Source organism: Proteus alimentorum (assembly GCF_002607735.1).
In the GTDB taxonomy this organism is placed as follows: domain Bacteria; phylum Pseudomonadota; class Gammaproteobacteria; order Enterobacterales; family Enterobacteriaceae; genus Proteus; species Proteus alimentorum.
Genome location: NZ_NBVR01000008.1, coordinates 1 through 25,358, shown reverse-complemented (window position 1 = coordinate 25,358; position 25,358 = coordinate 1). Strand labels below are relative to the sequence as shown.

The 25,358-nt window shown below is 38.3% G+C and carries 21 protein-coding genes, 1 tRNA gene and 1 pseudogene; 18 read left to right on the top strand and 5 right to left on the bottom strand.

Features of this window, described 5'->3' with window-relative positions; genetic code table 11:
* Positions 1-84 precede the first annotated feature (84 nt).
* Both B6258_RS01110 and B6258_RS01105 read right to left on the bottom strand, forming a co-directional pair.
* Positions 85-939 (bottom strand): annotated as a pseudogene (locus B6258_RS01110) (tyrosine-type recombinase/integrase); the annotation flags it as partial.
* A 151-nt stretch (positions 940-1,090) separates the two neighbouring features.
* Positions 1,091-1,175, bottom strand: a tRNA-Leu gene (locus B6258_RS01105).
* 1,477 nt (positions 1,176-2,652) lie between these two features.
* On the opposite strand from B6258_RS01105, the gene ampH reads away from it, so the two are divergent.
* A complete protein-coding gene (ampH, locus tag B6258_RS01100) occupies positions 2,653-3,882 on the top strand; it encodes a D-alanyl-D-alanine-carboxypeptidase/endopeptidase AmpH (RefSeq protein WP_099073736.1) in 1,230 nt (409 codons plus the stop codon).
* A 68-nt stretch (positions 3,883-3,950) separates the two neighbouring features.
* On the opposite strand, the gene lptG is transcribed toward ampH, so the two are convergent.
* Both lptG and lptF read right to left on the bottom strand, forming a co-directional pair.
* Complete coding sequence (gene lptG / locus B6258_RS01095) at positions 3,951-5,030, bottom strand: LPS export ABC transporter permease LptG (protein ID WP_099073735.1); 1,080 nt, start codon at positions 5,028-5,030, stop codon at positions 3,951-3,953.
* Complete coding sequence (gene lptF, locus B6258_RS01090; RefSeq protein WP_099073734.1) at positions 5,030-6,127, bottom strand: LPS export ABC transporter permease LptF; 1,098 nt, start codon at positions 6,125-6,127, stop codon at positions 5,030-5,032. Before lptF ends, lptG begins: the two co-directional genes overlap by 1 nt.
* A 286-nt stretch (positions 6,128-6,413) precedes the next feature.
* Between lptF and pepA the strand changes: the two genes are divergently transcribed.
* The 7 genes from pepA (at position 6,414) to B6258_RS01055 (ending at position 15,160) form a co-directional block, all read left to right on the top strand.
* Positions 6,414-7,922 carry a leucyl aminopeptidase gene (gene pepA / locus B6258_RS01085; protein WP_088493953.1) on the top strand — a complete coding sequence of 503 codons (1,509 nt, stop codon included), beginning with the start codon at positions 6,414-6,416 and terminating at the stop codon, positions 7,920-7,922.
* 105 nt (positions 7,923-8,027) lie between these two features.
* Positions 8,028-8,477: a DNA polymerase III subunit chi gene (locus tag B6258_RS01080; RefSeq protein WP_099073733.1), complete on the top strand. Its 450-nt coding sequence runs from the start codon at positions 8,028-8,030 to the stop codon at positions 8,475-8,477.
* Between the two features lie 13 nt (positions 8,478-8,490).
* Entirely contained in the window at positions 8,491-11,379 is a 2,889-nt protein-coding gene (locus B6258_RS01075; RefSeq protein ID WP_099073732.1) for a valine--tRNA ligase, read from the top strand.
* A 374-nt stretch (positions 11,380-11,753) separates the two neighbouring features.
* Entirely contained in the window at positions 11,754-12,263 is a 510-nt protein-coding gene (locus B6258_RS01070) for a GNAT family N-acetyltransferase (protein ID WP_099073737.1), read from the top strand.
* Between the two features lie 420 nt (positions 12,264-12,683).
* The gene (locus B6258_RS01065) at positions 12,684-12,851 is read left to right on the top strand and encodes a YhfL family protein (RefSeq protein WP_036914671.1); all 168 of its coding nucleotides are present in this window, start codon (positions 12,684-12,686) and stop codon (positions 12,849-12,851) included.
* Between the two features lie 211 nt (positions 12,852-13,062).
* Positions 13,063-13,980, top strand: coding sequence for an SEL1-like repeat protein (locus B6258_RS01060; protein ID WP_099073731.1), 918 nt, complete (start codon positions 13,063-13,065; stop codon positions 13,978-13,980).
* 310 nt (positions 13,981-14,290) lie between these two features.
* A complete protein-coding gene (locus B6258_RS01055) occupies positions 14,291-15,160 on the top strand; it encodes a pirin family protein (protein WP_099073730.1) in 870 nt (289 codons plus the stop codon).
* Between the two features lie 116 nt (positions 15,161-15,276).
* On the opposite strand, the gene rraB is transcribed toward B6258_RS01055, so the two are convergent.
* The gene (gene rraB / locus B6258_RS01050) at positions 15,277-15,717 is read right to left on the bottom strand and encodes a ribonuclease E inhibitor RraB (protein WP_099073729.1); all 441 of its coding nucleotides are present in this window, start codon (positions 15,715-15,717) and stop codon (positions 15,277-15,279) included.
* A 184-nt stretch (positions 15,718-15,901) separates the two neighbouring features.
* On the opposite strand from rraB, the gene argF reads away from it, so the two are divergent.
* From argF to B6258_RS00995, 10 genes are all read left to right on the top strand, one after another.
* Positions 15,902-16,906: an ornithine carbamoyltransferase gene (argF, locus tag B6258_RS01045; RefSeq protein WP_099073728.1), complete on the top strand. Its 1,005-nt coding sequence runs from the start codon at positions 15,902-15,904 to the stop codon at positions 16,904-16,906.
* A gap of 269 nt (positions 16,907-17,175) precedes the next feature.
* Positions 17,176-17,346 (top strand): hypothetical protein, encoded by a 171-nt coding sequence (locus tag B6258_RS17990; protein WP_164996119.1) that lies wholly within the window; start codon positions 17,176-17,178, stop codon positions 17,344-17,346.
* Positions 17,346-18,281, top strand: coding sequence for an aspartate carbamoyltransferase (gene pyrB, locus B6258_RS01040; RefSeq protein WP_075673603.1), 936 nt, complete (start codon positions 17,346-17,348; stop codon positions 18,279-18,281). The genes B6258_RS17990 and pyrB overlap by 1 nt, the downstream gene beginning before the upstream one ends.
* A gap of 13 nt (positions 18,282-18,294) precedes the next feature.
* Positions 18,295-18,753, top strand: a complete 459-nt coding sequence (pyrI, locus tag B6258_RS01035; protein WP_006535648.1) for an aspartate carbamoyltransferase regulatory subunit — start codon at positions 18,295-18,297, stop codon at positions 18,751-18,753.
* Positions 18,754-19,082: 329 nt separating this feature from the next.
* Complete coding sequence (locus B6258_RS01030; protein ID WP_006535650.1) at positions 19,083-19,469, top strand: RidA family protein; 387 nt, start codon at positions 19,083-19,085, stop codon at positions 19,467-19,469.
* 344 nt (positions 19,470-19,813) lie between these two features.
* Positions 19,814-21,952, top strand: coding sequence for an anaerobic ribonucleoside-triphosphate reductase (gene nrdD, locus B6258_RS01020; RefSeq protein WP_099073726.1), 2,139 nt, complete (start codon positions 19,814-19,816; stop codon positions 21,950-21,952).
* A 4-nt stretch (positions 21,953-21,956) separates the two neighbouring features.
* Positions 21,957-22,421, top strand: a complete 465-nt coding sequence (gene nrdG / locus B6258_RS01015) for an anaerobic ribonucleoside-triphosphate reductase-activating protein (RefSeq protein WP_099073725.1) — start codon at positions 21,957-21,959, stop codon at positions 22,419-22,421.
* Between the two features lie 550 nt (positions 22,422-22,971).
* Entirely contained in the window at positions 22,972-23,748 is a 777-nt protein-coding gene (locus B6258_RS01005; RefSeq protein WP_099073724.1) for an arylamine N-acetyltransferase family protein, read from the top strand.
* A 9-nt stretch (positions 23,749-23,757) separates the two neighbouring features.
* Positions 23,758-24,321, top strand: a complete 564-nt coding sequence (locus B6258_RS01000) for an RBBP9/YdeN family alpha/beta hydrolase (protein ID WP_099073723.1) — start codon at positions 23,758-23,760, stop codon at positions 24,319-24,321.
* A gap of 2 nt (positions 24,322-24,323) precedes the next feature.
* Positions 24,324-25,295, top strand: coding sequence for an MFS transporter (locus B6258_RS00995; protein WP_240531501.1), 972 nt, complete (start codon positions 24,324-24,326; stop codon positions 25,293-25,295).
* Positions 25,296-25,358: the final 63 nt, after the last annotated feature.

Genomic DNA, 25,358 nt, shown 5'->3' with positions numbered 1-25,358 from the left:
ACATTTAGTTTAAAATCAAGAGAATATTTAGCCATGGAAAAACACCCCAAAGTTGGTGTCCAACTTTTGGGGTGCAGTTCACTATATATGAGGTGTTTTCATTTTCATTCCACGCTCTGAAAACTTAACATTCTCTATAGCTTCACGCTTGCCGGGTATCTCCCATATCGCATTATCAAAGTCGAATTCTTCCCACCTAACGAAACGTAGCTCACTGGCCCTAACAAAGGTTAATAAACCGAATTCAATAGCAATACGTGTGACTTCTCGCCCTTTGAACAAAGCGATCCGTTCGAGTAATTCAGGTAAACGGTTAGAAGGTAATGCGGGGTGATGTTTGGTTTTTGTTGTAGAAAGTGCCCCCGCCATATCTAGCGCGGGATTGCTTTCAATAATCCCACATTGCACAGAGTAGCGCATAATAGCGGTTACTCGTTGCTGTAGGCGTTTAGCAACATCGACCTTATCAGCATCATCAACCGCTTTGATTGGTTGCAATAACTCACGAGTTTTTAGCTTACGAATATCGGCTTTCCCGATACTGGGGAAAATATACAAATCAAGGTAGCGAAGAACACGGGCAGAGTGGTTATCACTCCAATTCTTTTGTTTGCTATGCCATTCTCTAGCCACATGCTCAAAAGTAAATGCCCCCTCCGCTTCTAATTGTGCTCCTTTTTGCTCTGCTTTCGGATCAATACCATTTGCTAAAAGCTTTTTAGCTTCATCACGCTTTGCCCGTGCTTCTGCTAAAGACACGGTAGGCCAAACACCAAAAGCGAGCCGATCTTCTTTCTTATCGTCAGGGCGTCGGTATTTCATCCGCCAATATTTGGAACCACGGGAAGTAATTTCTAGATATAAGCTTCCACCATCGGAAACTTTATAGGTCTTAGACTTGGGCTTTAAAGCCTCTATTTGCTTAACGTTGAGTGGCATTGAGGGGGCACCTATAACAATCGAACCGAAGTGCCCCTTTTTGGGATGGACATCAAGAGACGTTATAGGATGTTACTAGATAAGGTTATTATTGATTTTATTAGATATTTTGTATTTTATGGATGATTTGAGACGTTAACATACGTCAAGATGGTGCCGAAGGCCGGACTCGAACCGGCACACCCGAAGGCGGTTGATTTTGAATCAACTGCGTCTACCAATTTCGCCACTCCGGCACTGAAGTGTTCTTGGAAAACCCGCCCATTATACTTGCGTGAAGAACCCTCGCAACAATTATTGTTAGTTTTCAGTTTGATTGGCGAAAAAAAGTGCATTTGGGGTTTGTTACTATCATAAAACACGATTTATAGGTGACATCTAGGTATCTATCGTTAATGCTTTAATCATGTTGTATCGATAAGTCAATTATCTTGTTGTTCTTGTAGCTAAATTTATTCGTTATCTTATTTCTGCTTTTTTTCTTATCTTTTTTCTCTTAAAGATTATATCGTCATTATATAAATTTATTAAAACTAACTTAATTAATCAATATATTTTAAAGTATATAACGATAAATAAAAAAAGGATCAAAACTTGGGTTAGTGTTTTGATCCAACAGTACTGCTAAACGAGGGCTTAATTTTATTTTTAATGACTATAAATTATTTTTGTAGTGTCACTGCCCTTTTCTTCCCTGGTGTGAGGAAGAAGGTAGTTATGTTTTATTAATATACTTCTTTATCTATACTACATATTATTGATATAAAGGATTTACTACGTTAAAAAGATACTTATTACTACTGCATAGGAAGTTACTATCTGATATAAAAGCACTTATTTACTGCTTTAACAAAAGTACTGCTATCTAATATAAAGGTACTTATGACTAAATTAACAAACTTACTTTTTAAACCAAGGTGCTACTCTTTAATATAATGGTGTTGAAATATTACAAATAAAATATAATTTATTATTGAAGAAGCTATTTTATAATATGCCTTTTTATTAATTCACTCTATTATTGCTGAGTTATCTTTGCTCTGTAACGCTTATATTCTCAGTCTCTCGACTTAATGAAGCTATAATAAATTTAATTTCACAATCCCACAATCAGTAAATTATTACAAAATATGACACACCCTTGCATTATCTTTATAAAATATCAACAATGGTCATTATCAATCAAAAAACAAGATAAATAGACCAAATAATAAAATAAATCTAGAATATAGAACCATTCATTAACATTTTCTTGATATACACATCCTAACTTAATAATAAAGAAAAGCTAATAATAAGGTTAAAAGCTAGAGAAAACCAAGGGAGATTGTAACTTAACGGTAATACTTACCTCTTTTTTAGAGGAGAAATATGAGGGGAATGTCTTTTTATGATGCAGTTTTTCTTCACTATCGTTTTCTTAGCGACAATTTGACACATTTAATGCCAACTTTTTGATAACTGGCCCTTGCACTGATAGACATTCTTATTTCTGATAATATAATCAAAATTTGGTTTAAATCTGATTAGAAGGCGGTGTTATGGGCATTGTTGGCTGGATTATAACAGGCATATTTGTTGGTATCATCTTAGGTGCTGTATTAAAAATGATAAAGAAAAAATAGCGCGATAAGAAAGGCACCAAATTAAAACATAAACAATTTTATGTTGATCGCACTCCTTTCACCTCACTGACTTTTGTTGAAAGTAAAAATGAAAAAACATTTTCTAAAATATCTTATGATCCCAGTCGCTTTACTAACATTGAATGCGTGTAGCCAACGTTCGTCATTACCACCAGCGACACAACCTTCTATGTTAAATCAACAAAACAGTGTGCCTGAATTAATGCAATGGCCTACGGCATTAAGTCCTAATGTAAGCAATGCAAGAACACTGTTTGATAAGTACGCCTCTCAGATTTATCAAAAAAGTAACCCTCAGGGCATGGTTATTGTCATGATCAATAACTCTCAAACCTTGGATCGTTCTTTTGGGACGACAACACCTGAAAGCCGTAATGCGCCATCAATGAACTCACTGATCCGCATCGCTTCTGTCACAAAACTGATGACGAGTGAAGTGATGTTAAAGTTACAAGATGATGGAAAATTATTAGTTACCGATCCACTGCAAAAATACAGCTACTACGGTGTAGATATCCCATTAGTCAGTACTCAATCCCCTATCCGTCTTTATCATTTAGCAAGCCATACGAGTGGTTTTCCGCGAGAACAACCTGGTGGAAAATGGGGTAGACCTGTTTTTATATGGCCAACACATAGCGACCGCTGGAACTGGTTGAAAAAAGCGACACTGACATCTACCGCAGGAGATCAAGCCGCTTATTCAAACCTTGCTTACGATCTATTAGCGGATGCCTTGGTGAAAGCATCCGGTAAAAGTTATCCTCAACTTTTACAACAATATGTCACTCAACCTGCTGGTATGACTAATACCACGTTGACGCCGACGCCAGAACAATGCCAACGGCTATTAGTGGGATATAAACCAAGCCCATGCTCTGATACCATTGCAGCAGCCGGAAGTGGCGGTGTGTACTCGACACCTGCCGATATGCAACGTTGGATGCAAGGCTTTTTGACTTCTCATAATGCCATGAGAAAGGCAACGGCAAGTAAAGAACAATCTGTCTACTTCCCTCGTAATCGACTCTCTTCAATAGAAGGTATGGATGTAGCGGGTCGTGCTGATGGCGTGGGTTTAGGCTGGGTTTATATGGCTCCCGCCAATGGTATTCCAGCGATTTACCAAAAAACAGGCGGTGGTGGTGGGTTTAATACTTATATGGCAACCATTCCTGAATTAAACATCGGTGTGTTTGTGGTGATCACTCGTAAACCTAACGGCACTAAATTTAGTGAAGTAACTCAGGGAACTAATGCTCTTGTCCGTGCACTAGCAAAAGATTTTTATCAGTAAATAACACCTCAATTTTTCATAAAAAAAGCGCCTTACAAGGCGCTTTTCATTTTTCTGGCTGATGTTATCTAGCGATTACGCCTCATCAATAACCATAAACTCAACGTTAGGAAGAGTATTCCTGGGACTAATGCGGCAATCACTGCGGGTATGCCATAAACCAAACTTAATCGTCCTGAAACTTCATTGACGATATAGAATAAGAAACCAAAAGAGATACCCGTTAAGACTCTTAATCCCATTGGTACAGTACGTAATGGGCCAAAAATAAATGACAATGCCATTAACATCATTACCGCAACAGAGATTGGAGCAAAGATTTTTTTCCAGAAATTTAGCTCATAGTTTGCTGATTCTTGCCCACTTTGTTTTAGATATTTAACATACTGATAAAGCCCACTGATCGATAATGCATCTGGATCTAACGCTACAACGCTTAACTTTTCTGGCGTTAGTCGTGTTGGCCATTCAAGTGATACCTGTTTTTTACCTGTGATTCTTTGTGGATTGGTTAAATCTGACTGTTCAACCTGTTTCAACATCCACGTTTTTTTATTCACATCGTAGGTTGCACTTGATGCATAACGTACCGTTTCTAGTTTTCTATCATTAGAAAAATCATAGAGTGTGATGCCTTGCATCTCATTTTGGCTCTTTATTCGGTTGATATGAATAAATTGGTTGCCATCTTTAGCCCACATACCTCGGTTAGTCGAAACTAAAGAGTTACCCATGATTTTTTCTGCACGATAGTTACGTGCGTATTGTTCACCTTGTGGTGCACCCCATTCACCAATCAATACTGTTAACAGTACTAACGGAATAGCAGTTTTCATCACAGAGCCCGCAATTTGCAAACGGGTAAATCCCGATGCTTGCATCACCACCAACTCACTACGCGTTGCTAATGCGCCTAATCCTAATAACGCCCCCAATAAGGCCGCCATAGGAAAGAAAATCTGCACATCTTTAAGGATATTTAAAATGGCGTAAATACCCGCATCCAACGTGGTGAAATCGCCTTGCCCTACTTTACGAAGTTGATCGACAAATTTGATAATGCCAGATAATGAAACCAGCAAAAATAGTGTCATCAAAATTGACTGTAAAATAGTACGCCCGATATATCTATCTAATACACCAAACATCAGGCAACTCCTTTCTTAAAGCGAGCACGGAATTTACGCATCGGCAAGGTATCCCAAACATTCAATAAGATAGCCAAGGCAAGATAAACGCCATTAACACTCCACATTGCAATGAGGGGATCCAGTTTTCCTTTTTCACCATTAGAGTGCAATGAACTTTGCAGTAAGAAGAACACCAAATAAAGCAGCATGGCAGGTAGCATACTTAATACGCGACCTTGACGTGGATTTACTTCACTTAAAGGCACCACCATTACCGCCATAATGACAACAGAGAAAATCAAGGTTAAGCGCCAATGGAATTCAGCGATAGACTCGGTTTCATTTGAATGCCAAAGTTCAGTCATCGTTTTTTGTTCTACGCGATTACTGTTAATGGTAGATTCACGGTGCCCGATAACCGCTTGGTAGTCATTAAAATCGGTAATACGAAAATCACGTAGCACAGCCGTACCTTCATAGCGAGTTCCCTCACTTAATACGACTATCTGATTCCCGTTAGGTAACTCCTTGGTATAGCCTTTATCTGCCACCACGACAGAAGGACGCTGATCTTGCGTTGGACGCAGTTGTGCAAGAAACACATCTTGGAATTGGTTTCCTTTTACACTACCAAGATAGAGCACCATATTGCGATCGCTGGACATTTTAAATTGCCCTTCCATCAATGCCGCTAAACTTGGGTTTGCTTTAGCATCCTCAAGGACTTGCTCTTGATGCACCGAAGACCAAGGAATAAGCCAAATGACATTTCCTGCGGCTAATGCGCTGGTGAGTAATGAGAGCAACAGTGCAGCTTGCACTAATGCTTTCTTACCTATTCCACACGCATTCATGACGGTTATCTCACTTTCAACATAAAGTTTGCTGTAAGTCATCAGAAGCCCAAGAAAAAGGCTTAATGGAAGAATAAGCTGTGCCATCTCAGGAATTCCCAGCCACAGCAGAGAAATCACGAGGTTTGTAGGAATGTTACCTTCAACAGCAGCCCCTAAAATTTCAACCAGTTTCTGGCTAAAGAAGATAAGCATCAGAATAAATAAGATGGCTATCTGACTTTTAAGGGTTTCCCGAGCTAAATATCGAATTATAATCACGCTAGTTATGCCTGTGAAAACTTGTCTTTTTGCAGGAAAATCGCTAACTTCGTTGTATATCTATCATTTGTGCATCTCAGTTAGACATTCTTGCAGCCCAAATGATATCAAAACATGCTATAAACAGGTTCCCAATAAGAACAAGCTTATAAGTTAGCTAAATTAGTTGTGTTCAATTAATGCATTTAGCTTAACATAAAAAGTAAACTTTCTATGGGGTAGATTAATGCGGATCACTATTCTAAACGATACTTTCCGTTTTTGTCTTTAATATTCAGGAGAACGCATGGAGTTTAATGTAAAAAGCGGCAGCCCAGAGAAACAACGCAGCGCTTGTATTATCGTGGGGGTGTTTGAGCCTCGTCGTTTATCTCCGATCGCGGAGCAACTTGATAAAATCAGTGATGGCTATATCAGCGCCCTGTTACGCAGAGGTGAACTGGAAGGTAAAGTCGGACAATCATTGCTGTTACATCATGTACCAAATGTTCTCTCTGAGCGCGTTTTACTGATTGGTTGCGGTAAAGAGCGTGAATTGGATGAACGCCAGTATAAACAGATCATTCAAAAAACCATTAACACACTCAATGAAACTGGCTCTATGGAAGCCGTATGCTTTCTGACTGAGTTACATGTTAAAGGTCGTAATAATTACTGGAAAGTGCGTCAAGCGGTTGAGACTGCAAAAGACTGCCTCTATACCTTTGATCAACTGAAAAGCAATAAAACCGAATTACGTCGTCCATTACGTAAGATGGTCTTTAATGTACCTACTCGTCGCGAACTACCAAGTGGCGAACGTGCAATTGCACACGGTTTAGCCATCGCATCAGGTATTAAAGCATGTAAAGATTTAGCTAACATGCCACCAAATATCTGTAATGCCGCTTATTTAGCGTCTCAAGCTCGTCAATTAGCAGACAGCTCATCAAATGTCTCTACGCGTGTTATTGGCGAAGAACAAATGAAAGAGCTCAATATGAATGCCTACCTTGCGGTAGGACAAGGCTCTCAAAATGAATCTTTAATGTCGATTATCGAATATAAAGGCAATAAAGATCCTGAAGCTCGCCCAATTGTGTTAGTCGGTAAAGGGCTGACATTTGACTCAGGTGGTATTTCTATCAAACCTGCTGATGGCATGGATGAGATGAAGTACGACATGTGTGGCGCTGCAACGGTTTACGGTGTGATGCGAGTGGTTGCTGAACTGCAATTGCCAATCAACGTTATCGGTGTGCTTGCAGGTTGTGAAAATATGCCGGGTGGCAAAGCTTATCGCCCAGGTGATATTCTGACAACCATGTCAGGTCAAACCGTTGAAGTATTAAACACAGATGCTGAAGGCCGTTTAGTACTGTGCGATACATTAACCTATGTTGAACGCTTTGAGCCTGAGTTAGTTGTTGATATCGCAACCTTAACCGGTGCATGTATGGTGGCTTTAGGACATCACTACAGCGGATTAATGTCTAATCATAACCCATTAGCACATGAATTAATGAATGCATCCGAGCAAGCAGGTGATCGCGCTTGGCGTTTACCATTAGGCGATGAGTTTTATGAACAAATCGAATCTAATTTTGCTGATTTAGCCAATACAGGTGGCCGCTTAGGTGGCGCAATTACTGCGGGTTGTTTCTTAGCGCGTTTTGCGACTAAATATAACTGGGCTCACTTGGATATTGCTGGTACGGCATGGCGTTCTGGTAAAGCAAAAGGCGCAACAGGTCGTCCTGTTTCTTTATTGTCTCAGTTCTTACTTAATCGCGCGGGTTTGAATAGCGACGATTAATACCGCATAATTATCAGGGTTAAGGTATTACCCTATTATTATGGTAAATAGAGCAGACTCAAAGAAGGGTATTGCAACGCAATACCCTTCTGTTATCGGGATATCATGAAAAACGCCACGTTTTATTTATTGGAACACCCATCAATACACGACGATTTACAGGCTCATGAGTGGCTTGCCTGTCAACTTACTGCTGAACATTGGCGATTAGGCAAACGTATTTTGTTGGTTTGTGAGTCTCAGGCTCAAGCTGAATTGCTTGATGAGGCATTATGGGCAAGAGAACCTCATCAGTTTGTTCCTCATAATCTTGCAGGTGAAGGCCCTCGTTATGGCTCTCCTGTTGAATTATGTTGGCCTGGAAAACGTGGTAATGCACCTCGTGATCTCTTGATTAATTTGCAATCGCAATTCGTAGACTTTGCCACAGCTTTCCATGAAGTGATAGACTTTGTACCTATTGATGAACAATTGAAACAGTTGGCGCGTGAACGATATAAAATTTATCGTAGCGTCGGCTTTACTTTGACAATGGCTACGCCGCCAACCTATTGAATACGTAAAGAATATGGAAAATAAATCCGCACCGAAAGAACCATCGCTCGACACAACATATAATCCAGCAGAGATTGAACAACCTCTGTATCAGCATTGGGAAAAAAATGGCTATTTCAAAGCCAATGGCGATACAACCAAAGAAAGCTTCTGTATCGTGATCCCACCGCCAAACGTCACAGGTAGCCTGCATATGGGTCATGCTTTCCAGCAGACCATTATGGATACCATGATCCGTTATCAGCGTATGCAAGGTAAAAATACCTTATGGCAGTCTGGTACTGACCATGCGGGTATCGCAACGCAAATGGTTGTTGAGCGTAAAATTGCCGCTGAAGAAGGTAAAAATCGTCATGACTACGGTCGTGATGCATTTATCGACAAAATTTGGGAATGGAAAGCAGAATCAGGTGGTAACATTTCTAACCAAATGCGTCGTTTAGGTAACTCAGTTGATTGGGAACGTGAACGTTTCACCATGGATGAAGGGTTATCAAAAGCGGTTAAAGAAGCTTTTGTTCGCTTACATAAAGAAGATCTTATCTACCGTGGCAAACGTCTTGTAAACTGGGATCCTAAATTACACACAGCGATTTCTGATCTTGAAGTCGAAAACCGTGAAGTTAAAGGATCTATGTGGCATCTGCGTTATCCTTTAGCAGATGGGGCAAAAACAGCCGAAGGTAAAGATTACCTTATTGTTGCAACAACACGTCCTGAAACCATGTTAGGTGATACTGGTGTTGCTGTTAACCCAGAAGATCCTCGCTATAAAGATTTAATTGGTAAAGAAATTATTCTACCAATCGTTAACCGTCGTATCCCTATTTTAGCGGATGAACACGCTGATATGGAAAAAGGTACAGGTTGCGTAAAAATCACTCCTGCTCACGATTTTAATGACTATGAAGTTGGACGTCGTCATCAATTACCAATGATTAATATCATGGACTTTGATGGCAATATCCGTATTAGTGCAGAAGTCTTAGACACCAATGGTGTTGAGTCAGATGTTTACAGTACTGAAATTCCAGCAGCCTACCAAGGTATGGAACGCTTTGCTGCACGTAAAGCAATGGTCGCTGAATTTGAACGTCTAGGTTTATTAGAAGAGATCAAGCCTCACGATTTAACCGTACCTTACGGTGACCGTGGTGGTGTCGTTATCGAGCCTTTACTGACAGACCAATGGTATGTTCGCGCAGCACCTTTAGCGAAACCAGCCGTTGAAGCGGTTAAAAATGGCGATATCCAATTTGTACCAAAACAGTATGAAAATATGTACTTCTCATGGATGAATGATATCCAAGATTGGTGTATTTCTCGTCAACTGTGGTGGGGTCACCGTATCCCAGCTTGGTATGACAACCAAGGCAACGTTTATGTTGGTCGTGACGAAGAAGAAGTTCGTCGTGAAAACAATATCGCAGCTGATGTTGCATTACGCCAAGATGATGACGTACTGGATACGTGGTTCTCATCTGCACTATGGACATTCTCAACATTAGGCTGGCCTGAAAACACAGAAGCACTGAAAACATTCCATCCAACGAATGTCTTAGTCAGTGGATTCGATATCATTTTCTTCTGGATCGCTCGCATGATCATGATGACCATGCACTTTATCAAAGATGAAGACGGTAAACCGCAAGTGCCATTTAATACGGTTTACATGACAGGTCTTATTCGTGATGAAGAAGGCCAGAAGATGTCAAAATCTAAAGGTAACGTACTTGATCCTCTGGATATGATCGACGGTATTTCATTAGAAAACCTGCTAGAAAAACGTACTGGTAATATGATGCAGCCACAAATGGCTGAAAAAATTGCTAAACGTACTAGCAAAGAGTTCCCAGAAGGTATTGAAGCACACGGTACAGATGCCCTGCGCTTTACCTTAGCGGCATTGGCCTCAACGGGTCGCGATATTAACTGGGATATGAAACGTCTATCGGGTTACCGTAACTTCTGTAACAAGCTGTGGAATGCAAGCCGCTTTGTGCTAATGAATACAGAAGAGCAAGATTGTGGCTACCAAGGTGGTGAGATGACATTCTCACTGGCTGACCGTTGGATCTTAGCTGAATTTAACAATACCGTTAAAGCCTATCGTGAAGCGTTAGACAGCTATCGTTTCGATATCGCTGCCGGTATTTTATATGAGTTCACTTGGAACCAATTCTGTGACTGGTATCTTGAGCTCTCAAAACCTGCGGTACACAAAGGTAATGATGCTCAAAAACGCGCAGCTCGTCATACACTAATTGAAGTGTTAGAAGGCTTACTGCGCCTTGCTCATCCAATTATTCCATTTATCACAGAGACAATCTGGCAACGGGTGAAGGAAGTGAAAGGCATTGAAGGTGAAACCATCATGCTACAAGCTTTCCCTGAGTTCGATGCTTCTCTGGTGGATGAACAAGCACTTAACGATCTTGAGTGGATCAAAGAAGTGATTGTTGCGGTTCGTAATATCCGTGCTGAAATGAATATTGCTCCGGGTAAACCACTTGAAGTGATCTTACGTGGTGCGGATGACAATGCTAAACGCCGCGTTAGTGACAATATTGGTTTCTTAAAAGCCATGGGACGTTTAGCCGATATCCGCCCATTAGCAGAAGGCGAAGAAGCGCCATTATCAGTTAATAAGCTGGTTAACGGTGCTGAATTGCTGATCCCAATGGCAGGCTTTATCGATAAAGATGCAGAGCTTGCACGTTTAGATAAAGAGCTTGAAAAAGTAGAGAAAGATATCACAACTTTAGATAGCAAATTATCTAACGATGGCTTTGTTAGCCGTGCGCCAGAAGCAGTCGTAGCTAAAGAGCGTGAACGCTTAGCAACTTGCTTAAGCGCCAAAGAAAAACTCATCGCACAGAAAATCTCTATCGCCTCTTTATAAGCACAATCGCTTTAAAGATACTGAGATTGATAATGAAAACCCGCGTTTATCGCGGGTTTTTACTTAATATCATTCAGCTAAAAAATAAAACCATTTTTCACTTCATTTCTTGTTATTCTCGGTTCTATTCTCGCCAATCAGCCTTTCTCCCCCCTTATTTTCGCTTAAATTTAATCACTCACTAAAATATAACGCTAGAAACAAAAAGAATAAGTAAGCAAAGATAAAGGGTTAGCGGTTTACAAACACGCTTAATCAATTAAGATAGTTTTGTAGCCATTCGAGCTACTTTCAATGAAGAAGTTCCTTTCCGGTGCTCTCTCAATTAATAATCAAAAAATATTCTACTAATAAGTGAAACGATGAGTGCAACTATGACTGCAACCCAAGCTATAACCTCAAATATTGTTATCCGAGCAATTGAAGAAAAAGACAACGCAGGCATTGCACGCGTTATTCGTGAAGTCTCCGCAGAGCACGGTTTAACTGCCGATAAAGGCTTTGCGGTTGCCGACCCCATTTTAGATACGCTCTATGAAGTTTATCACCAACCACGTAGTGCTTACTGGGTTGTTGAGATGGATGGAGAAGTTGTTGGCGGCGGCGGTGTCGCCCCCCTTGCTGGCGGTGATGGCAATACGTGTGAATTACAAAAAATGTACCTTTCATCCAAACTACGTGGCAAAGGTATTGCGAAAAAAATCGTTCTGCAATCTCTTGAATTTGGTAAAAAACAAGGCTTTAGCCGTTGCTATTTAGAAACCACCGATATCTTAAAAGCCGCTGTCGGTTTATACGAAAAACTAGGATTCGAATTTATTGATGAAGCATTAGGCAACACGGGACATAGTGATTGTGAGATCCGTATGGTGAAGCCACTTTAAGTATTCTTGCTGCTCCCTACGTAATACAATAAATAAAATAAGTTCGACTTTACCCGCATTTTTATGCGGGTTTTTATTAGCAAAAATAGCACCTATTAACACAAAACCTGTTTATCAAAATGATATAAATACGGTATATTTCTATGCTTATTTTCACAATTAATTTCTTAATTAATTATTATCAAAATATTATTAATGAAATTCTTATCTTAAATTTTATTAAAACTCACAAGTTTTAATTATTCTTCATTTCACTCTAGATGATTATATTTTTCTTCTTAAATAAAATATTATTTATCTTATTTTATATTTTAAAAAAGAGATTTTTTTATATTGCTATTTATCGCTAATTTAATATCTTTATGCAGATAAAGTCATGCATTGGCTTTTATAACTCTAAAATTTAAAAGGAATTTTTTCATGAAAAACTTTGTTAAAATTGCACTTATTGCTTCTGTAATTACCGTAATGACTGGTTGTACTGGTAGCGTATACAATAAAGAAAAAGACTGTAACTACGACTACTTACTGCACCCAGCTGTTTCTATTTCTAAAATCATTGGTGGTTGTGGCGACACAAGCAAATAAGATTTAAGAAATAAATGTATTAATAAACTGCATTCTGACTTATTGTTGCTAAGAAAGAATGTGGTTTTTTGTTTTTTTATATCTTATATTTTCACTCATTTTTCATGAATCGCATTCCTCATCAACATAAGAAATCAGAGCTTAGTGTTTCCATTTTAATGGAAGATAGATTAAATTAATCATTAATAAAATCTATTTTAGGTAATTTTATATGACATTAAACTACAAGATTATTATCGTCACATTATTTTTATCTTTTCCTATATTTGCTTATTCCTCCCCCCAAGTTAAATGTATTCCCGAAGAAAAAAATTTTTCTGCATGTGAAATATTAGCAAAGCAAGGAGATGACAAGGCATTATTAGTACTTGGTCGTTTCTATGAAACGGGTACTGGGATTGAAAAAAATATAGAAAAAGCAGAGCAAATCTATCGACACCTAGCAGATAAAAATGATGCAAATGGGTTTAATCAATTGGCAATACTCAAGGAAAATCAAGGCAAAAAACAAGAAGCTATTTTACTTTACCAAAGAGCAATAGAATTAGGTTCATCTTCCGCTAATTATAATTTAGGTCTATTGTACAAACATAATAAGAATTATTCGAAAGCAAAAGAGATGTTTGAAATAGCAATTAAAAATGATAATTCTAGTAGTGCCATGATGAGTTTAGGAGATCTATATCGTCATGGTAACGATGTTGAAAAAAATATGGAATTAGCTGAAAAATGGTATAGAGCATCAATGCAATCAGGTAACTATTTCGCAATTACCCGATTAGGAATGCTGTATGGTGAATTAGAAAAATATGATGAAGCGATAAAATATTATCAGGAAGCAATTAAAAAAGGTGATCCAGCCGCAATGAATTCACTGGGTTTATTGTATCAACATGGTTTTGGATTTAAACGCGATATCAATAAAGCCGTTATACTCTATCAAGACGCAGCAAATAAAGATGGAATTGGTGGACTTGTTAATCTTGGGCTGATGTATGAAGAAGGACTTGGAGTACCTAAAAATTATAAGAAAGCGATAGAATTATACACAAGAGCTTATCAATTAGGTTATACCGATATTCAATTACGAATCGATTTTTTAAATAAGAATTTAATAAAAAATAATTAAAATTAAGGCTGTAATATAAATTATATATTTGCATGTTTAGTAGAAATCAAAATATAGGCAGATTATGAACAAGAGACACTCAAAGCACTGGTCACCGAACTCATGCTCTTATGAAATCCTATAAATCATTCAGTGTATTTGCCCTTCATAAAATCATTCATTTTTTTTGAACACTATCAACAAATTCCCCCTATTTTGTTCATCTTGCGAACGCTTTATGATCAGCTTCATTAAGAGATCGCAATAATCTGTATTACCTCCTTCTGTGTCTTGGTTATTGCGGTTTCTTTCCTTAACTCGGAGAACAATCATGACTATCAGACAGATTAATCATATTTATTCGGCGCCAAATTCACACTGGGTAGGTAATGGCTTTCCCGTCAGCACCTTATTTTCCTATCAGGAAAATGGTGAGAAACATAGCCCGTTTCTGCTGATGGATTATGCCGAACCCACACTGTTTAAACCTGTTACCAATGCCCGTGGTGTAGGGGCGCATCCGCATCGTGGATTTGAAACTGTGACAATCGCTTATCAAGGAGAAGTCTCTCACCATGACTCTAAAGGTCATGCAGGCACTATCGGTGCAGGTGATGTGCAATGGATGACCGCAGCTTCTGGCATTTTGCATAAAGAGTATCACTCTGAAAAAATGACCAAAGAAGGCGGTGTATTGGAAATGGTGCAACTTTGGGTAAATCTGCCAACAGCGTACAAAATGACACAGCCTCGTTATCAGGCGCTGAAAGCAGAGAATATCCCTCATGTTGAATTACCTAATAACCAAGGTTATGTCAGAGTGATTGCGGGTAATTATGCCAATACCCAAGGTGTTGCAATGACTTATTCACCACTGAATGTGTGGGATCTGCATTTAAATCGTGCGGGTGTTTCACATTACAGTATTCCCGAAGGTCATAATGCAATGCTGTTTGTCGTAAAAGGTGCCGTACATATCAATGACAGTGAAATTGCACGTCAACACGATATGGTGATGTTAGATAATTATGGCGATACGCTGATATTAGAATCAATGGGTGACACCCTTGTTTTAATTCTAACGGGTGAGCCGATTAATGAGCCTATTGCAGGCCAAGGACCTTTTGTGATGAACACGCAACAAGAGTTACAACAAGCTTTTGATGATTATGACAATGGTAAATTTGGTGTAATGGATTAATGACATTACGTTAAAAGCAATAACACCAGTCACAAAGCAATAATTTTGTGGCTGGTGCTATATTGCACTGAATTGCACTGATAAATCAGGTACAAAGGGACAACATTTAGCAAAAATTAATGTAAGCGTGATGACTTATCAGACTCTTCTTCTTCGCCGTCTTCGTCTTCGTCTTCACCGTCTTCATCATCATACTCTGCGTCAGGATCTTCAAAATAAGTCCCCCAACCATCGTAATAGACACCCATTTTTTCAGCTAAATTCATTAATTGCTCAACTTGAGCATCAATAAGTTCAGCATTCAAACCACTCTCACTCACTGCATCAAAGCAAACTAGAATTTCACCTGATTCAACTTCGATTTCCTCAGGCTCAGTCACTTCGTAACCTAATTTAAAAACTTCAACTGCTGCTTTTTCTAGTGTTTCAAAATTTTCACAAGAAATATGATGCTCAATGGCATACAGTGCATCAGGATCACTGCCATCTTCCAATAATTCTTCAATAATAAGACGTGTTTCTTCACGTTGTTCTGCTAACTCTTTGCTGTCCGCCATAATCATGCTCCGCAATAGTCTGAAAAGGTATCTTGCTCATTCTCCCACAGGCAGGATCAACACTCCATACTTAATATGATGCCCTTATCGCATACTGTTTAAATTAAAATTTTTCCTTTAGGGGTTGATGGTGAATATTTATTGATATAAATTGAATATAAATTCAATGACAGGATATCACTCTATGAACCCTTTTTATCAAAAATCATTCTTACGTTTACTTGATTTCTCACCTGCGGAAATTCAGCAACTGCTTACATTGTCAGCACAATTGAAAAAAGCTAAAAAATCAGGTCAAGAAACTCAATATCTTAATGGAAAAAATATTGCACTGATTTTTGAAAAGGACTCAACACGTACCCGTTGTGCGTTTGAAGTTGCTGCATTTGATCAAGGCGCAAGAGTGACTTATTTAGGGGGCGGAAGCCAAATTGGGCATAAAGAATCGATAAAAGATACTGCTCGAGTATTAGGTCGTATGTATGATGGTATCCAGTATCGGGGTTACGGACAAAAAACGGTAGATGCACTTGCACAATATTCGGGTGTACCTGTTTGGAATGGTTTAACCAATGAATTTCACCCAACACAACTGTTAGCAGATTTACTCACTATCACTGAACATCAAACCAAACCATTATCAGAAACGGTATTTGCTTATCTTGGTGATGCGCGTAATAACATGGGGAATACCATGCTAGAAGCGGCGGCATTAACGGGTATGGATTTACGTTTAGTTGCCCCTAAAGCATGTTGGCCTGAAGCAAGTTTAGTTGCTCAATGCCAAGAAATTGCCAAGAAAAATGGCGGAAATATCACGCTGACTGAAAATGTCGCTAAAGGTGTTAAAAATGCTGATTTTCTTTACACTGATGTGTGGGTTTCTATGGGTGAACCAAAAGAGGTTTGGAAAGAACGTATTGCTTTGCTCAAGCCTTATCAGGTCAATATGGATGTGATTAAATTAACCGAAAATCCAGACGTTAAATTTCTTCACTGTTTACCCGCTTTTCATGACGAAGAAACAACGATGGGTAAAGCATTAGCTGAAGAATTTAACCTATATGGTGGCTTTGAAGTCACTGATGAGGTTTTTGAATCAAAACACAGCATTGTGTTTGATGAAGCAGAAAATCGTCTTCACACCATAAAAGCGGTGATGGTCGCGACCCTTGCAAATCCGTTCTAAAATACATAATCATGCAAAACACCTATTTTTTCATAAATAAAAATAGGTGTTTTCTTCGTTTTATCTCAAGCTTGTTGATTTTTAAATTAAAAAAAATTTTTTTGTAAAAAACAAAAGCAAACGCTTGCGTGCAAATCTAAGATGCGTATAATGCGCCACAATTTGTCAGGAGGAAAGATGAAACAGCGCCTATTCCAATTCGTAACAAAAACAANCTTGCGTGCAAATCTAAGATGCGTATAATGCGCCACAATTTGTCAGGAGGAAAGATGAAACAGCGCCTATTCCAATTCGTAACAAAAACAAGCACCTTAACTGGTCGCAAGCGCATTCTCTTTTTTCCAATAGCCCAATTTTTTAAAGCCCCTCTTATTGAGGGGTTTTTTTTGGCCTATAAAAAACCATCTATCGCACAATTCATCGCTAAAGGAGAACTCTAATGACTAATCCGCTCTACCAAAAGCATATTATCTCCATCAATGATCTGGACAGGGAAGATTTGGAGTCTGTTCTTCACGTTGCTAATAAACTAAAACAGCAACCTAATAACGAATTGTTAAAAGATAAAGTGATTGCGAGCTGCTTTTTTGAAGCATCAACACGGACTCGCTTATCATTTGAGACAGCTATCCACCGCCTAGGTGCATCAGTTGTCGGTTTTTCTGATGGAAGCAACACTTCACTAGGTAAAAAAGGTGAAACATTAGCGGATACCATTTCGGTTCTTCGCACTTATGCTGACGCCATTGTTATTCGCCATCCTCAAGAAGGTGCAGCGCGTTTAGCCTCTGAGTTTGCTGGCGATATTCCAGTACTTAATGCGGGTGATGGCGCAAACCAACACCCAACACAGACTTTACTGGATTTGTTTACCATTCAAGAAACACAAGGTCGTTTAGATAATCTCAATATCGCGATGGTCGGTGACTTAAAATATGGCAGAACAGTGCATTCACTGGCACAAGCATTAGCGAAATTTAAAGGCAACCATCTCTATTTTATCGCCCCTAAAGTACTCGCCATGCCAGAGCATATTCTTCACTTACTGGAAGAAAATGGTGTTGAATATAGCCAACATGAAACAGTAGATGAAGTGATGCCAGAACTGGATATTCTCTATATGACACGCGTACAGAAAGAGCGTTTAGATCCATCTGAATACGCGAATGTAAAAGCACAATTTGTTTTAACTAGCGCTGATTTAGTGAATGTGAAAGATAACCTCAAGATCTTACACCCACTGCCACGTATTGATGAAATCACGACAGATGTAGATAAAACACCTTACGCTTACTATTTCCAACAAGCGGGCAATGGTATCTACGCACGTCAGGCATTACTTGCCTTAGTTCTGAATAAAAACTTAGTTCTTTAATAAGGAGCACACCATGACACATGATCACAAACTAAAAGTTGAAGCTATCAAACGTGGAACTGTCATTGATCATATTCCAGCGCAGGTGGGCTTTAAAATTCTTTCACTATTTCGCTTAACAGAAACGGATGAAAGAATAACAGTGGGTTTTAATTTACCGTCAGAAAATTTAGGTAAAAAAGACTTAATTAAAATCGAAAATGTCTTTTTAACCTCAGAGCAAGCAAACCGTTTAGCCATGTATGCGCCTCAAGCAACGGTAAATATTATCGATGATTATCAAGTCGTTAATAAGATGGCATTAAGCTTACCAGAATTACTTGAAGATGTGGTACCTTGCCCTAATAGCAACTGCATTAGCCATAACGAGCCAGTACAAAGTAGTTTCCGAGTGAAAAAACTGGCCTCAGATGTTGTATTAACCTGCAAATACTGTGAAAAAGAATTCGAACGCCACGCGGTTATTCGTTAATTCTTTTAACTATCTGCTCTTCTCGTAAGGGCAGATAGTTTTTTATAAAAAAAGAATAATTATCTCTTAAAAGCCCCAAGACTATTTTTACTAAAAATAGAATTAGTCTATTTCCTCTTTTTTATAAAAAATATTACTACGATCTCACTATTTTTATGGACTAAAAGCAGCGTCAATACGCCGTATAACTCTACATTCATTTTCTTTTTATCGATAGAGACTTTATGATAAAGCCTGATATCTGTCATATTGCTAACCTAAAGCACTGGCTATAATAGCGCCACACTAATCGAATGTTAGCGTTAATCTTATAAAAACAGGAGCTCTACATGTCTTACGAAATTAATACCGATAAAGCCCCAGCCGCGATCGGCCCTTATGTACAAGGTGTTGATTTAGGTAACTTAGTGATCACTTCCGGTCAATTACCTGTTGATCCTGCAACGGGTGAATTTGTTTCTGATAATGCCGCAGAACAAGCTCGTCAATCGTTAGAAAACGTAAAAGCAATCATTGAAAAAGCGGGTTTAACTGTTGCTAATATCATCAAAACCACTGTTTTCGTAAAAGATTTAAATGATTTCGGTACAATCAATGCTGCTTATGAAGCATTCTTCAAAGAGCATAACGCTGCATTCCCTGCTCGCTCTTGTGTTGAAGTTGCACGTTTACCAAAAGATGCAAAAGTAGAAATCGAAGTTATCGCTATCCGTTAATTTCGTCTCAATCGCAAGCTATAAAAAAGCAAAGGTCTCTTTATGAACACTTTGCTTTTTTTATGTTCTTACTTTTTGATGAATAATTTATCACTTCTATTTTTGGCGCATATTTACAATTCTTCCAATCCCTCTTGATGCCTGATGTAGCAAAAATACCTTGATGTAGATCAGTTTTAATGAAGATTATTTCCCTTTCAATTACTATATATTGTGCTTTAATACATACCGACCTACAACATATAGTAATTATACACATCTTATCCACAATAAGCCTGAATGCTGTGCCATCACCTGTTTTTATGGGATTTGAGCCTGTGGATAAATAGTTAAGGAGCAAGATTGTGAAAACCATAGTGATAAAACGAGACGGATGTAAAGTCTCTTTTGACCAAACCCGCATCAGCGATGCTATCAAAAGAGCCGCCGTAGCTTGTGAGATCACTGATGATGATTATTGCGACTCAGTTGCTCGATCTGTTTCACAATCTCTCGCAGGACGTTCGAATGTCGATATCCGTGAGATCCAAGACGCCGTAGAAAATCAGCTGATGGCTGGTGAACATAAAGATGTCGCCAGAGCCTATATTGAATACCGTCATGACCGAGATGTTGCTCGTGAGCAACGTGGAAGACTAACTCAGGAAATCCGAGGTCTTATCGAACAAAGTGATGTCTCTATTCTTCATGAAAATGCGAATAAAGACAGTAAAGTTATCCCTACCCAGCGTGATTTACTTGCGGGTATTGTGGCTAAACATTACGCAAAATTGCATATCCTGCCAAGAGATGTGGTACTCGCTCATGAGCGTGGTGAAATTCATTATCATGATCTCGATTATTCCCCGTTTTTCCCTATGTTTAACTGTATGCTAATCGACCTTAAGGGCATGTTAAACAATGGCTTTAAAATGGGAAATGCGGAAATAGAACCCCCTAAATCTATTTCAACAGCAACCGCAGTAACGGCACAAATTATCGCACAAGTGGCAAGCCATATTTATGGTGGTACAACGATAAATCGTATCGATGAAGTCTTAGCGCCGTTTGTAAAATCAAGTTATGACAAACACTATAAAGTCGCGCAAGAATGGCAAATAGCTGATAAAGAAGCTTATGCTAATGCGCGCACTGAAAAAGAGTGTTACGACGCATTCCAATCTTTAGAGTATGAAGTTAATACACTACATACCGCTAATGGACAAACACCATTTGTCACTTTTGGTTTTGGCCTTGGTACGTCAAAAGAAGCGCGTTTAATTCAACGATCTATTCTTGAAAATCGTATGGCTGGTTTAGGCAAAAACCGTAAAACGGCTGTTTTCCCTAAACTCGTTTTTGCTATTAAAGATGGCTTAAACCATAAATTTGGTGATCCTAACTACGATATCAAACAACTTGCTCTTGAATGTGCAAGTAAACGTATGTACCCCGATATCTTAAATTACGATCAAGTCGTTAAAGTAACGGGTTCATTTAAAACGCCAATGGGTTGCCGTAGCTTCTTAGGTGTTTACGAAGAAAATGGTGAGATGATCCATGAAGGTCGTAATAACCTTGGCGTTATCAGCCTGAACTTACCGCGCATTGCTATTGAAGCTCAAGGTGATGAAGCCACATTCTGGTCACTACTTGACTCTCGCCTCGAATTAGCGAAAAAAGCACTGATGACACGTATTGCTCGTTTAGAAAACGTCAAAGCACGTGTTGCCCCAATCCTTTATATGGAGGGTGCTTGTGGTGTTCGCTTGAAAGCAGATGATAATGTGGCTGAAATCTTTAAAAATGGTAGAGCATCAATCTCATTAGGTTATATCGGTGTCCATGAAACCATTAATGCGCTGTTTGGTACTCAAAAACACGTTTTTGATGACGAAACCTTAAGAGAAAAAGCAGTAGCGATTATCAATCGTCTACGTGAAGCAACAGATCAGTGGAAAGCCGAAACAGGTTATGGCTTTAGCCTTTACAGTACACCGAGTGAAAACTTATGTGATCGGTTCTGCCGTTTAGATGCAGCCGAATTTGGTATTCTGCCAGGTGTAACGGATAAAGGTTATTACACCAATAGCTTCCACTTAGATGTTGAAAAGAAAGTGAATCCATACGACAAACTGGATTTTGAAGCACCTTATCCACCACTCGCGAATGGCGGTTTTATCTGCTATGGCGAATATCCAAACTTACAACACAACCTCAAAGCACTAGAGGATGTGTGGGATTACAGCTATAGCCGAGTTCCTTATTACGGGACAAACACTCCGATTGATGAATGTTATGACTGTGGTTATACCGGTGAGTTCTCTTGTACCAGCAAAGGTTTTACTTGCCCACGTTGTGGTAATCATAACCCTGCAAGAGTGTCTGTTATTCGCCGTGTATGTGGATACTTAGGTAGTCCAGATTCACGTCCATTTAATGCGGGTAAACAAGAAGAAGTTAAGCGTCGTGTAAAACATCTGGCAAATGGCCAGTTAGGTTAAGAGTGTGAATTACCATCAATATTACCCTGTTGATGTTGTTAATGGTGAAGGTACACGTTGCACCCTGTTTGTTGCAGGGTGCATTCACCAATGCCGAGGCTGTTATAACAAATCAACGTGGTCATTAACGTCAGGCAAGCCGTTTACCCAAGAGATGGAAGATCAGATCATTGCTGATCTCCAAGACACTCGTATTAAACGACAAGGATTATCACTTTCAGGTGGCGATCCTCTGCATCCCCAAAATCTTTCTGCTATTTTACAGTTAGTTAAGCGTGTTAAAAAAGAGTGCCCTGAGAAAGATATATGGGTTTGGACTGGCTATTTACTGGCTGATTTAACGCCAGAACAGCAGGAAGTCGTTAGCTATATTAACGTGCTGATTGATGGCAAGTTTGTGCAAGAACTTTACGATCCCGCATTACTGTGGCGTGGTAGCAGTAATCAGGTTATTCATAGATTAAAGTAATACATATTGAATTAACTGGGGGATGTATGCCTTTAAGTGATAATAAATATGTAATCTTTTCTGAAGATCATGAACTGAACTATCATTTAAAAAAATGAAATAAAAAGCAGTCTAAAGCGAATCGAGAACAACTCGTGAAACTAGGCACTTAATTGAAAAAAACTCGGTACTAAATATCTCCAGCATACTAAAATAGACGCTGAGATAGAAAAAATATTTCATCATTTGAAGTGATCCCTAAGCCCATTTATATAATGGGCTTTTTTCTTATTTGCATTATTTAAATTTAATTAATAGCACTCCTGAAAATTCAAGTAAAAATCATTAAAAAACTAATAAAAATAAAACCAATTAAATTGTATTTAATATATTTAAATACAATTAAAATTAAAATATCTACTAATAAAAATTACAATTTAAGAAAGAAAAATATTGATTATAATTTTTTTATGTAATATGTTTTTAAAACCCGCATTTAAATTAAAAAAATTAAAACTGTATTTATCTTTTTTATAATTCCAGATGTAAATTAAAATAGAGATATACAAGTATGAAAGACATTCACTATTATCTAAAACGTTTAAATATAAATCTTCCATTAGTTGCAAATTATAAATTTCTATCACAATTTCATCATGCACATTTTTATTCGATTCCGTTTGAAAACGTTGGAATGAAAAAAAATACTTTAGAACTACTTTCTTACCAAAATATTGCAAATAGAATAATATTTAATAAAAGAGGTGGTATCTGTTTTGATTTTTCTATTTTAATTAGATCATTCTTTGAACACGTTGGTTACTCTTATCGTATTAGATTAGCGAGGATTTTAAACCCATCAATAACACCTGCAACGCATTTACTTTTTATTGTAAAGATTGATGAAATCAAGTGGATATTTGATATCGGATATGGTGCCAAAGGGCCTCGCTCACCACTCATGTTAATAGATGGCTATGTACATGAGCATTCTTTTCTTTCTTCAAGGGTTAATTGGAATTCTGAGTTTGGTTGGATTGTTTCAATAAAAGAAAATAGTAAACATGATGCCGTTTGGGAAAACATATATGCCTTTCACGATATAGATGCGTTAGAACCCGATATAAATATGGCTCATTTTTATACACTTAATTCCTCAGAAAGTCTTCTCAATACCAATATGGTAGCTAGTTTACCGAAAGAAAATGGAAGGATCAGTATCCGAAATAATGTGTTTACTGAAGTTAGAGGATACCTATCATCATCTTTTGAAATTGCAAATAAACGAGAACTCTCGAATTTGTTATTAGAAAGTTTTGATATTGAAATTCCCCCACAACAGATATGAGAAGAAAAAATGAAAGCGACTTATCTCATCGTTCCTGGATATACAAATTCTGGAGCAAATCATTGGCAATCCCATATGGAAAGAAAATATACCAATGTCACTCGTGTACAACAAAATGATTGGAATAATCCCTCCCGCGCTGAGTGGATTGAAAAGCTTAATGAAATTATTAATAAAACTGATGGAGAGATTATACTCCTTGGTCATAGTTGTGGTGCAGTAACTGTTGCGCAATGGGTATCTTCTAACACATGTAACAGAATAAAAGCCATTATTCTTGTAGCACCTGCCGATGTGGATGCTAAATCAGCAATCTCTCCAATTCGCCAGCAACGACCGCTACCATCAACACCATTAGGTATTCGATCGTTACTTATATATAGCGATAATGACGAATACCTAAGCGAAACTCGAGCATGCGCACTTGCTGCATTATGGGGGAGTAAAACGCATCGTGTTCAGGGCGCCGGGCATATTCATAGCGCATCAGGATATGGAGAATGGATCGAAGGTGAAAAAATATTTGAAAAATTCACCAGTTTTCCATTATTACATGCAAGAAAAAGGATATAACAATGTTTGGAAGGATTAAACATTTCGATCCTATTGTACTCCACTTTCTTATCGCAACATTTTTGATGGGCTTAAGTAATGGGATGTTCGATGCTGTATATAATTTCTATCTTGAAGCACGAGGTATAGATAAGACAGCGATAGGTTATATATATGCAATAGCAATGGTAATGATGGCTTGTTCCGTAATCCCTCTGATCTACTTGAGTAGACGAATGTCTCAAAAAAAGCTACTCCTTCTTTTTTCATTTCTTTATGCAATCCCATTTATTTTACTTCCAGTACTGACATCCGTATGGAGTAGTGCTGTCGCATTGGGATTTATCCTTTCTGGCATGATAGCTATCTTATCTTTGGGAAATTCTTTGATTGGTTCCAACATTAAGGTTGAATATAGAACAACATTATTCAGTTATTTCTTTGTTTCCTATTTATGGGCAGCAATGATGGGTTCAGTAGTAACCAGCTTAGTGACCTATTATTCTCCAGCGACAGCATTAACCAATTACCAAAGGCTTCTCATTGTATCTTTTATAGTTTCTCTTCTAATGATTTATTTTCGTGCGAAATCTATCCAAGATAGCTCAGAACCTGAACGAGATGTTAGAAAATTTACTTGGGATAACAATATAGAGTGGAAGAATTTCATCGCTCTATTCGTTGCATCACTACTTCTAGGGGCCTCCGTTACTCTCATTTTTCGATTTGTAAATATTGTGATTAGCCTAGCTTACTCTATAAATGTAAGTGAAATTGCCTTAATAATGGGAGGGGATAAAATTGTTAGTATCATTGGTGCATTATGTGCCCCACTTTTGGTTAAAAATTTCCCTCTAAAACCAACTATTATTATTGTAGGTATACTAACTGCGTTATGCCTCTATCTAGCCTCATATAATATGCCGTTAATCATTTTCACCTCACTCTATTTTATTAGGCTGTTCCTCAACTATTGCCTGTCCACTCCCCATTAATTGAGACACTTTAAATTAGAGTTTTCCAACTGTTTTCGATATGCCTCCGGTGGGAGGTGATTT

What these genes read in the sequence shown, in the direction of transcription:
- B6258_RS01060 (WP_099073731.1), top strand. Translation starts at nt 13,063, where the DNA reads ATGACATTAAACTACAAGATTATTATCGTCACATTATTTTTATCTTTT.
- B6258_RS17990 (WP_164996119.1), top strand. Translation starts at nt 17,176, where the DNA reads ATGAAACAGCGCCTATTCCAATTCGTAACAAAAACAAGCACCTTAACT.
- B6258_RS01005 (WP_099073724.1), top strand. Translation starts at nt 22,972, where the DNA reads ATGAAAGACATTCACTATTATCTAAAACGTTTAAATATAAATCTTCCA.
- argF (WP_099073728.1), top strand. Translation starts at nt 15,902, where the DNA reads ATGAACCCTTTTTATCAAAAATCATTCTTACGTTTACTTGATTTCTCA.
- B6258_RS01065 (WP_036914671.1), top strand. Translation starts at nt 12,684, where the DNA reads ATGAAAAACTTTGTTAAAATTGCACTTATTGCTTCTGTAATTACCGTA.
- pyrI (WP_006535648.1), top strand. Translation starts at nt 18,295, where the DNA reads ATGACACATGATCACAAACTAAAAGTTGAAGCTATCAAACGTGGAACT.
- B6258_RS01000 (WP_099073723.1), top strand. Translation starts at nt 23,758, where the DNA reads ATGAAAGCGACTTATCTCATCGTTCCTGGATATACAAATTCTGGAGCA.
- lptG (WP_099073735.1), bottom strand. Translation starts at nt 5,030, where the DNA reads ATGTTTGGTGTATTAGATAGATATATCGGGCGTACTATTTTACAGTCA.
- B6258_RS01030 (WP_006535650.1), top strand. Translation starts at nt 19,083, where the DNA reads ATGTCTTACGAAATTAATACCGATAAAGCCCCAGCCGCGATCGGCCCT.
- B6258_RS00995 (WP_240531501.1), top strand. Translation starts at nt 24,324, where the DNA reads ATGTTTGGAAGGATTAAACATTTCGATCCTATTGTACTCCACTTTCTT.
- pepA (WP_088493953.1), top strand. Translation starts at nt 6,414, where the DNA reads ATGGAGTTTAATGTAAAAAGCGGCAGCCCAGAGAAACAACGCAGCGCT.
- B6258_RS01055 (WP_099073730.1), top strand. Translation starts at nt 14,291, where the DNA reads ATGACTATCAGACAGATTAATCATATTTATTCGGCGCCAAATTCACAC.
- rraB (WP_099073729.1), bottom strand. Translation starts at nt 15,717, where the DNA reads ATGGCGGACAGCAAAGAGTTAGCAGAACAACGTGAAGAAACACGTCTT.
- B6258_RS01075 (WP_099073732.1), top strand. Translation starts at nt 8,491, where the DNA reads ATGGAAAATAAATCCGCACCGAAAGAACCATCGCTCGACACAACATAT.
- B6258_RS01070 (WP_099073737.1), top strand. Translation starts at nt 11,754, where the DNA reads ATGACTGCAACCCAAGCTATAACCTCAAATATTGTTATCCGAGCAATT.
- ampH (WP_099073736.1), top strand. Translation starts at nt 2,653, where the DNA reads ATGAAAAAACATTTTCTAAAATATCTTATGATCCCAGTCGCTTTACTA.
- B6258_RS01080 (WP_099073733.1), top strand. Translation starts at nt 8,028, where the DNA reads ATGAAAAACGCCACGTTTTATTTATTGGAACACCCATCAATACACGAC.
- pyrB (WP_075673603.1), top strand. Translation starts at nt 17,346, where the DNA reads ATGACTAATCCGCTCTACCAAAAGCATATTATCTCCATCAATGATCTG.